The organism is Amycolatopsis sp. NPDC051372 (assembly GCF_040682095.1).
Classification (GTDB): domain Bacteria; phylum Actinomycetota; class Actinomycetes; order Mycobacteriales; family Pseudonocardiaceae; genus Amycolatopsis.
In genome coordinates this window covers 37,499-44,429 of the sequence record NZ_JBFBAF010000056.1, presented here as the reverse complement: position 1 = coordinate 44,429, position 6,931 = coordinate 37,499, and the positions used below count along the sequence as shown (strand labels likewise).

Sequence of the window (6,931 nt, the reverse complement as noted above, 5' to 3'; positions counted from 1 at the left end):
GGCGACGATCCTGCGGCCGAGCGGGTGCACCACGAACACGCTGGGGTGGGCTCCTTCGGTGCGTGCTTCGCGCCTTTTCGAGGCTCCCTTCGGGGCCGATCCGACCGCCCCAATCCGGAAACCGGCTCAAAGGCGATCTCGCACGCCCTGGCGGAGCCGGGGCAGAAAACACAGTTACTGTTGCCGGGTGAGTACGGTCATCTTGCTGCGGCACGGGAAGTCCACTGCGAACGGGTCCGGCGTCCTGGCGGGGCGCACGCCGAAGGTCGGTCTCGACGACACTGGCCGAGCGCAGGCCGAGAAGCTGGTCGAGCGGCTGGCCGGCGTGCCCGTCGCCGAGCTGGTGGTGTCGCCGATGCTGCGCTGCAAGCAGACGGTGACGCCGCTGGCGACCGCGCTGGGTCTGGACAAGACCGTGGAGCCGCGCCTGTCTGAAGTGGACTACGGCGAGTGGACCGGTCGCGAGCTGAAGACGCTGGTCAAGGAGCCGCTGTGGCGGGTGGTCCAGTCCCACCCGTCGGCGGCGGTGTTTCCCGGCGGTGAGGGTCTGGCCGCGATGCAGGCCCGTGCGGTGGCCGCGATCCGCGCGCACGACGCCCGCATCACCGCCGAGCACGGCGACCACGCCGTGTGGATCGCCTGCAGCCACGGCGACGTGATCAAGGCGGTGCTGGCCGACGCCCTGGGCCAGCACCTGGACGCGTTCCAGCGCATCGTGGTCGACCCGGCGTCGGTGTCGGTGGTCCGCTACACCGAGACTCGGCCGTTCGTACTGCGCGTGAACGAAAACGGCGGCGACCTGTTGGGCATCGTGCCCCCGCCGCCGAAGAAGAAGTCCGGCCGCGGCAAGAAGGCAGGCGACAGCGACGCGGTGGTCGGGGGCAGCACCGGGCGCTGAGCCCGGCGGACACGCCCTCGGCGGAAAGCGGCTCGACCAGGGCCGCGAAACCCGTAGGGTGGCGGGATCAGCGCGGGAAAGCACGTGAAGAACCAGGAGCGCAACCCGATGATTTCGCCGGACAACCCGTTCGCCACCCCGAGTGAGCTGCCCTACGCCCTGCCGCCGTTCGACCGCATCACGGTCGAGCACTACCGGCCCGCGTTCGAAGAGGGCCTGACCGCCCACGCCGCGGAGATCCACGACATCGCCGCGAACCCCGCGGAGCCCACGTTCGAGAACACGATCGCCGCGCTGGAGCGGGCGGGGGAGCTGCTGGAGCGGGCGTCCGGCACGTTCTTCAACGTCTCGGGCTCCGACTCGACCGAGGAGATCCAGGAGATCCAGGCCGAGCTGGCCCCGAAGCTGGCCGCGCACTCCGACGCGATCCACCTGGACCCGCAGCTGTTCGCGCGGATCAGCGCGCTGTACGAGCGGCGCGAGAGCCTCGGCCTCGACCCCGAGTCGCTGCGTCTGCTGGAGCGCCGGCACACCGACTTCAGCCGCGCCGGCGCCGGGCTGCCCGAGGCCGAGCAGGAGAAGCTGCGCAAGCTGAACGAGCAGCTCTCGACTCTGCAGACGAAGTTCCAGCAGAACCTGCTGCGCGACACCAACGAGCTCGCCGTGGTCCTCGACGACGTCGCGGACCTGGCCGGGCTCGACGAGGGCGCGATCGCCACCGCCGCCGAGGCGGCTGCCGCTCGTGGCGAAGAGGCCAAGTACGTCCTGAACCTCACGCTCCCGACCGCGCAGGCGGCCCTGGAGTCGCTGGAGAACCGCGCGGTGCGCGAGCGCGTCTTCACCGCCTCGGTCTCGCGGGGCAACCGCGGCAACGAGTACGACAACAACTCCGTCGCCGCCGAGATCGTCCGTCTGCGGGCCGAACGCGCGGCGCTGCTGGGCTACCCGGACCACGCGTCGTACGTGATCTCCGACGAGACGGCCAAGACCGCCGACGCGGCCTCGGGCCTGCTGGAGCGGCTGGCGCCGGTCGCCGTGGCCAACGCCCGCGTGGAGGCCGCCGAGCTGCAGCAGCACCTCGAGGCGGACGTGCCCGGCGCGACGCTGAAGCCGTGGGACTGGGCGTTCTACGCCGAGAAGGTGCGCCGCGAGCGCTACGAGGTGGACACCGCCGCGCTGCGCCCCTACTTCGAGCTGAACCGGGTGCTGACCGACGGCGTGTTCTTCGCCGCGAACCGCCTGTACGGCCTGACCTTCACCGAGCGCGACGACCTGCCGAGGTACCACCCGGAGGTGCGGACCTTCGAGGTCTTCGACGCCGACGGCAGCGGCATGGGCCTGTTCCTCGTGGACTACTACACGCGTGACTCCAAGCGCGGCGGCGCGTGGATGAACAACTTCGTGTCGCAGTCGGACCTGCTGGGGCGCAAGTCCGTGGTGGTCAACGTGCTCAACGTCGCGAAGCCGCCGGCGGGGGAGCCGACCCTGCTGACGCTGGACGAGGTCACCACCGTGTTTCACGAGTTCGGCCACGCACTGCACGGGCTGCTCTCGGGCGTCGAGTACCCGACGTTCTCCGGCCCGAGCGTGCCGCGAGACTTCGTGGAGTACCCGTCGCAGGTCAACGAGATGTGGATGCTGTGGCCCGAGGTGCTGGCGAACTACGCCAAGCACCACGTGACGGGGGAGCCGCTGCCGGCCGAGCAGGTCGCCAAGCTTGAAGCCGCGCAGCAGTACGGCGAGGGCTTCAAGACGACCGAGTACCTCGCCGCGTCGCTGCTCGACCTCGCCTGGCACCGCCTCGGCGTGGACGACCGCGTCGACGACGTGCAGCGCTTCGAGGCCGACGCACTGGAGAAGGCCGGCGTCGCGCTGGAAAGCGTGCCGCCGCGCTACCGCACCACGTACTTCAACCACGTCTTCGGCGGCGGTTACAGCGCGGGCTACTACTCCTACATCTGGAGCGAGGTCCTCGACGCCGACACCGTGCAGTGGTTCCGCGAGAACGGCGGCCTCAAGCGCGAGAACGGCGACCACTTCCGTTCGACGCTGCTCGGCCGCGGGGGGAGTGTGGACCCGATGGAGGCGTTCGCGAACTTCCGCGGTCGTCAGCCGGAGATCCAGCCGCTGCTAGAGCGCCGGGGTCTCGCGGGGGCCTGATCGTTCTTCGGGTGGGGCCGGCCGTTCTCGGTCGGCCCCACTTTTGTCTCTTGTGGACTGTATAACGACCTATACGGCGGGGGTTTGGCCTGGTCGCGATCACTCCAGGGGGAACAAGATCGGGCTGATGAGGTGCTGGCGCCGGCCGGGGGCAGGCTCGTTGCGCAGCCGGGGGAGGAGTACTTCGCGGAGATCGGTGATGAGCTCGGCGAGCTCCTCGGGGCTCAGCCAGACCGAGTGCTGGCGGTAGCCCACGAGGTCCATGACCGGATCCGCGCCGGCCCGGCCCAGGTATGCGGTGAACTCGGCGATCAACGTCGTCATCGCGGTCGCGAACACCTTGCGGTGATCGTCGAGCGTTGCCGAGGCTGCCGCGTCGGCGTCGACCACCGCGCGATCACGCCGCAGCCGGTAGCTGCGCTCGACGGCGCCGCGGACGCGTTGTTCCTCGGCCACTTCGAGGATTCCGGCTTCGGTGAGCAGGCCGACGTGGCGGTACAGGGTTGCCTTCGACACGTCGTGGATGCGCTCGGCCAGCTGGGTGGTGGTCAGGGGCCGCCCGCCGGAGAGGGCGTGCACCACGCGCAGCCGCACCGGGTGCACCAGGAGTTCCAGATCGTCCACGCCGTTATGTTCGCACATCTGGTACCGTTCTCAATCTTGAGAACGTTGGGCCGCTGGGGGCCCGGGACGGGAGATTCGGCGATGAAGGTCGACGTGGCACCACTGGGCGAGCACTGCGAGGTGGCCGGGCGCCGGCTGCTGCTGCATCGCTGCGGCTCCGGCGGGTCACCGGTGGTGTTCCTGCCTGGCGCGGGCTTGATGGCGTATGACTTCCTGAACGTGCAGCAGCGCATCGCGCAGTTCACCACGAGCGTGGTGTACGACCGGGCCGGCACGGGCTGGAGCGACGCTGTCGAGCTGCCACGCACGCCGGACGAGGTGACGGACGAACTGCGGGCCCTGCTCGCGGCCGCTGACGTGCCCGGGCCATACGTGCTGGCCGGACATTCCCTCGGGGCGCTGTACGCCCGCCGCTACGCGCAGCGTTTCCCCGAGGAAGTCGCCGGCCTGGTGTTCCTCGATCCGGGCCACGAGGACATCCTGGAGTTCCTGCCGAAGGAGGCCGCCGAGCTCAACGAGAGCCTCAAACCCGACCCGGCCGCCCTGCCCGAGCCGACGTCCGCGCAACTGGAGGCTTCGCGCGACGCCTTGCTGGGCCTGTACGCGAACTGGCCCGACGGTGTCCGGGAAGCGTTGGTGGACAAGCACCTCACGGACTGGCGCACGGCAGTCCTGGAGACCCGGAACTTCGAAACCGAGGTGTACGACCAGGTCCGCGCCGGGGGAGCGCTGCCGGACGTCCCGCTGGTGGTGCTGAGCGCACTCGGGGCCAACCCGTACTGGGCGCAGTTCGCCTCCCCGGAGCTGATGGAGCAGATGCTGCTGGCGGGGATCAAGGCCCTGCATGCGTCGATCGCCTCTTCGGTGCCGCGAGGTGAGCACCGCACACTTGACGGTGCGGCGCACCAGACGATGCACCTGGAGAACGAAGACGCTGTCGTGGAGGCGATCCGCTCGGTCCTCTGAGGACGATCCGCGCGAGCTGCCGATTCCTTTCGGCGCGGCAGGAGGTCTCCCTTTTCGACGGCCGGCTCGCCCCGAGCGGGCCGCGGTTCGGACAGTCGAAGAGAGAGAGCTGATCGCCGTGAACATTCCCGCGACCATGCGCGCGCTGCAGCAGACGTCGCTCGAGGGGCCGCAAGACCTGCGTTTGATCACTGACGCGCCGGTACCGGCTCCCGGCCGGGGTGAAGTGCTGGTCAGGGTCCGAGCCGCCGGGGTCAACTTCGCCGACCTCTCGCAGGCCCGTGGGGTGTTCCGGGGCGGCCCGCAGCCGCCGTACCTGGCGGGTTTCGAGGCCGCGGGTGAAGTCGTTGCGCTCGGCTCGGAGGTCACCGGCCTGGGCCTGGAGAGCCTGGTCATCGGCGTCGGATCCGGTGCGTTCGCCGAGTACGCGGTCCTGCCCGCGGCCGCGGCGATGCCGGTTCCGGCCGGTTGGACGGCCGGGCAGGCGCTGGGCCTGGTGGTAAACCGGCCGGCCGCGCTCGCGGCGCTCAAACCGCTGGGGCGACTGGTCTCGGGGGAGACGGTGGTGGTCCACGCCGCGGCGGGCGCGACCGGCCAAGCCGCCGTGAGGATGGCCAAGCACTACGGGGCGACAGTCATTGCCACCGCTTCCCCGGCCAAGCACGACACCGTGCGCGCACTCGGCGCCGATCACGTCCTGGACTCCCTGGATGCCGATCTCACCGCCGAAATCCTGCGGCTGACCGGTGGCGCCGGTGCCGATCTGGTGCTGGAGTCGGCCGGCGGTGCCGGCTTCGCGGCCGCCCTGGCCTCGGCGAAGCCGGTGACCGGCCGGGTCGTCGTCTACGGGTTGGCGGGCGGCGAGGCCGCGATCACCAACTGGGATCTGGTGTATCGCCACCAGGTCCACGTCGTCGGCTTCAACCTCGGGACGCTGATCCAGGCGGCTCCGCGGATCTTCGGTGAGGTCATGGGTGAGCTGTCGGCCCTCGTCGCCGACGGCGTCCTCCCGCCCGAACATCCGGCGGTTTACGAGCTGGCCCACGGCCCGAAAGCCCTGGCGGAGCTGGAGGCGAGGGCGACCGTCGGCAAGCTCGCCCTACGGCCCTGACCTGCGGTTCGATTCCTTCGGCCCGGCTTGCCGGTCCTACGGGGAGACGGTCCCGGCCCGCGGGATCGGCCCGGACGAGGAGCGAATCATGGTCAGCAAACGAACCACGGTGAACCTCGTGCCACGACCTAGAATCGCCACATGACGGCCCAGGTGCGGGAGCCGGCGGATCGGGACCGGTTCGCCGCCGAAACCGAGCCGTTCCGCCGGGAGCTGCTGGCGCACTGCTACCGCATGGTCGGTTCTGCGCACGACGCCGAGGACCTGGTGCAGGAAACCTACCTGCGGGCCTGGCGGTCGTACGCCGGGTTCGAGGGCCGCGCGTCGATCCGGTCCTGGCTCTACAAGATCGCCACCAACGTCTGTCTGACCGCGGTGGAGCCGCGCAAGATCCGGATGCTGCCCTCTGGCCTGGGCGGTCCCCAGGAGGGTTCCGGGACCTCTCCCGACCCGGTCGCGCCAGGTGAGGTCTCGTGGCTGGAACCGTGGCCGGACCGGTGGACCACCGCCGACGACGACCCGGCCACGTCGGTCGTCGCGCGCGAATCACTGCGCCTGGCGCTCATCGCGAGCCTGCCCGCACGGCAGCGCGCGATCCTCATCCTGCGTGAGGTGCTTTCGTTCTCCGCGGCCGAAACCGCGCAGCTGCTCGGGACCACCACAGCGGCGGTGAAGAGCGGGCTGCAGCGGGCCCGGGCGCGGCTGGGTGAGCTGGAACCACGGCCGGAGCAGTTGCTGGAACCGGCTGACCAGCGGGCCCGGGCGTTGCTCGACGGTTACATCGCGGCCTTCGAACGCTCGGATGCCGGCCTGCTGGAGCAGGTGCTGTGCGCGGACGCGACGCTGGAGGCGACACCGTTGCGCGACTGGCAGGCCGGGCTCGTCAACTGCATCCGCATGCTCGCCGCGCACGTGCTGGGTGCGCCGGGGGACTGGCGGATGCTCGCCACCACCGCCAACGGCCAGCCCGCTGCCGTCGAGTACCGCCGAGACGAAGCCGGCGTGTTCCGGGGGAGGGGCATCGTGGTGCTGGACCCGACCGCCGCCGGTGTCTCCCGTGTCGTCGCGTTCCACGACGCGGCCCTGGTCACCCTGTTCGGATTTCCCCCATCACTCACAGACTGATCCTGACCGGTCGCGCCAAGTCCGGTGTAGACAGTCACTCTCAAAAT

General features: G+C 70.3%; 6 protein-coding genes. 5 read left to right on the top strand and 1 reads right to left on the bottom strand.

Features of this window, described 5'->3' with window-relative positions; genetic code table 11:
* Nucleotides 1-187: 187 nt before the first annotated feature.
* Both AB0M56_RS47975 and AB0M56_RS47970 read left to right on the top strand, forming a co-directional pair.
* Nucleotides 188-898, top strand: a complete 711-nt coding sequence (locus tag AB0M56_RS47975) for a histidine phosphatase family protein (protein WP_364189593.1) — start codon at nucleotides 188-190, stop codon at nucleotides 896-898.
* Between the two features lie 108 nt (nucleotides 899-1,006).
* Nucleotides 1,007-3,058: a M3 family metallopeptidase gene (locus AB0M56_RS47970; RefSeq protein WP_364189603.1), complete on the top strand. Its 2,052-nt coding sequence runs from the start codon at nucleotides 1,007-1,009 to the stop codon at nucleotides 3,056-3,058.
* 99 nt (nucleotides 3,059-3,157) lie between these two features.
* On the opposite strand, the gene AB0M56_RS47965 is transcribed toward AB0M56_RS47970, so the two are convergent.
* Nucleotides 3,158-3,682 carry a helix-turn-helix domain-containing protein gene (locus AB0M56_RS47965; RefSeq protein WP_364189590.1) on the bottom strand — a complete coding sequence of 175 codons (525 nt, stop codon included), beginning with the start codon at nucleotides 3,680-3,682 and terminating at the stop codon, nucleotides 3,158-3,160.
* 81 nt (nucleotides 3,683-3,763) lie between these two features.
* Here AB0M56_RS47965 and AB0M56_RS47960 point away from each other — a divergent pair, with 81 nt between their 5' ends.
* The 3 genes from AB0M56_RS47960 to AB0M56_RS47950 all read left to right on the top strand — a co-directional run bounded on the left by AB0M56_RS47960 (nucleotide 3,764) and on the right by AB0M56_RS47950 (nucleotide 6,884).
* On the top strand, nucleotides 3,764-4,648 hold the full coding sequence (locus AB0M56_RS47960; RefSeq protein WP_364189587.1) for an alpha/beta hydrolase: 885 nt from the start codon (nucleotides 3,764-3,766) through the stop codon (nucleotides 4,646-4,648).
* A 118-nt stretch (nucleotides 4,649-4,766) separates the two neighbouring features.
* On the top strand, nucleotides 4,767-5,759 hold the full coding sequence (locus AB0M56_RS47955) for a zinc-binding dehydrogenase (RefSeq protein WP_364189584.1): 993 nt from the start codon (nucleotides 4,767-4,769) through the stop codon (nucleotides 5,757-5,759).
* Between the two features lie 141 nt (nucleotides 5,760-5,900).
* Entirely contained in the window at nucleotides 5,901-6,884 is a 984-nt protein-coding gene (locus AB0M56_RS47950; RefSeq protein ID WP_364189581.1) for an RNA polymerase subunit sigma-70, read from the top strand.
* Nucleotides 6,885-6,931 lie beyond the last annotated feature (47 nt).

Bases quoted from the DNA above. Each gene is read 5' to 3' on its own strand.
- AB0M56_RS47960 (WP_364189587.1), top strand. From the start codon at position 3,764: ATGAAGGTCGACGTGGCACCACTGGGCGAGCACTGCGAGGTGGCCGGG.
- AB0M56_RS47970 (WP_364189603.1), top strand. From the start codon at position 1,007: ATGATTTCGCCGGACAACCCGTTCGCCACCCCGAGTGAGCTGCCCTAC.
- AB0M56_RS47950 (WP_364189581.1), top strand. From the start codon at position 5,901: ATGACGGCCCAGGTGCGGGAGCCGGCGGATCGGGACCGGTTCGCCGCC.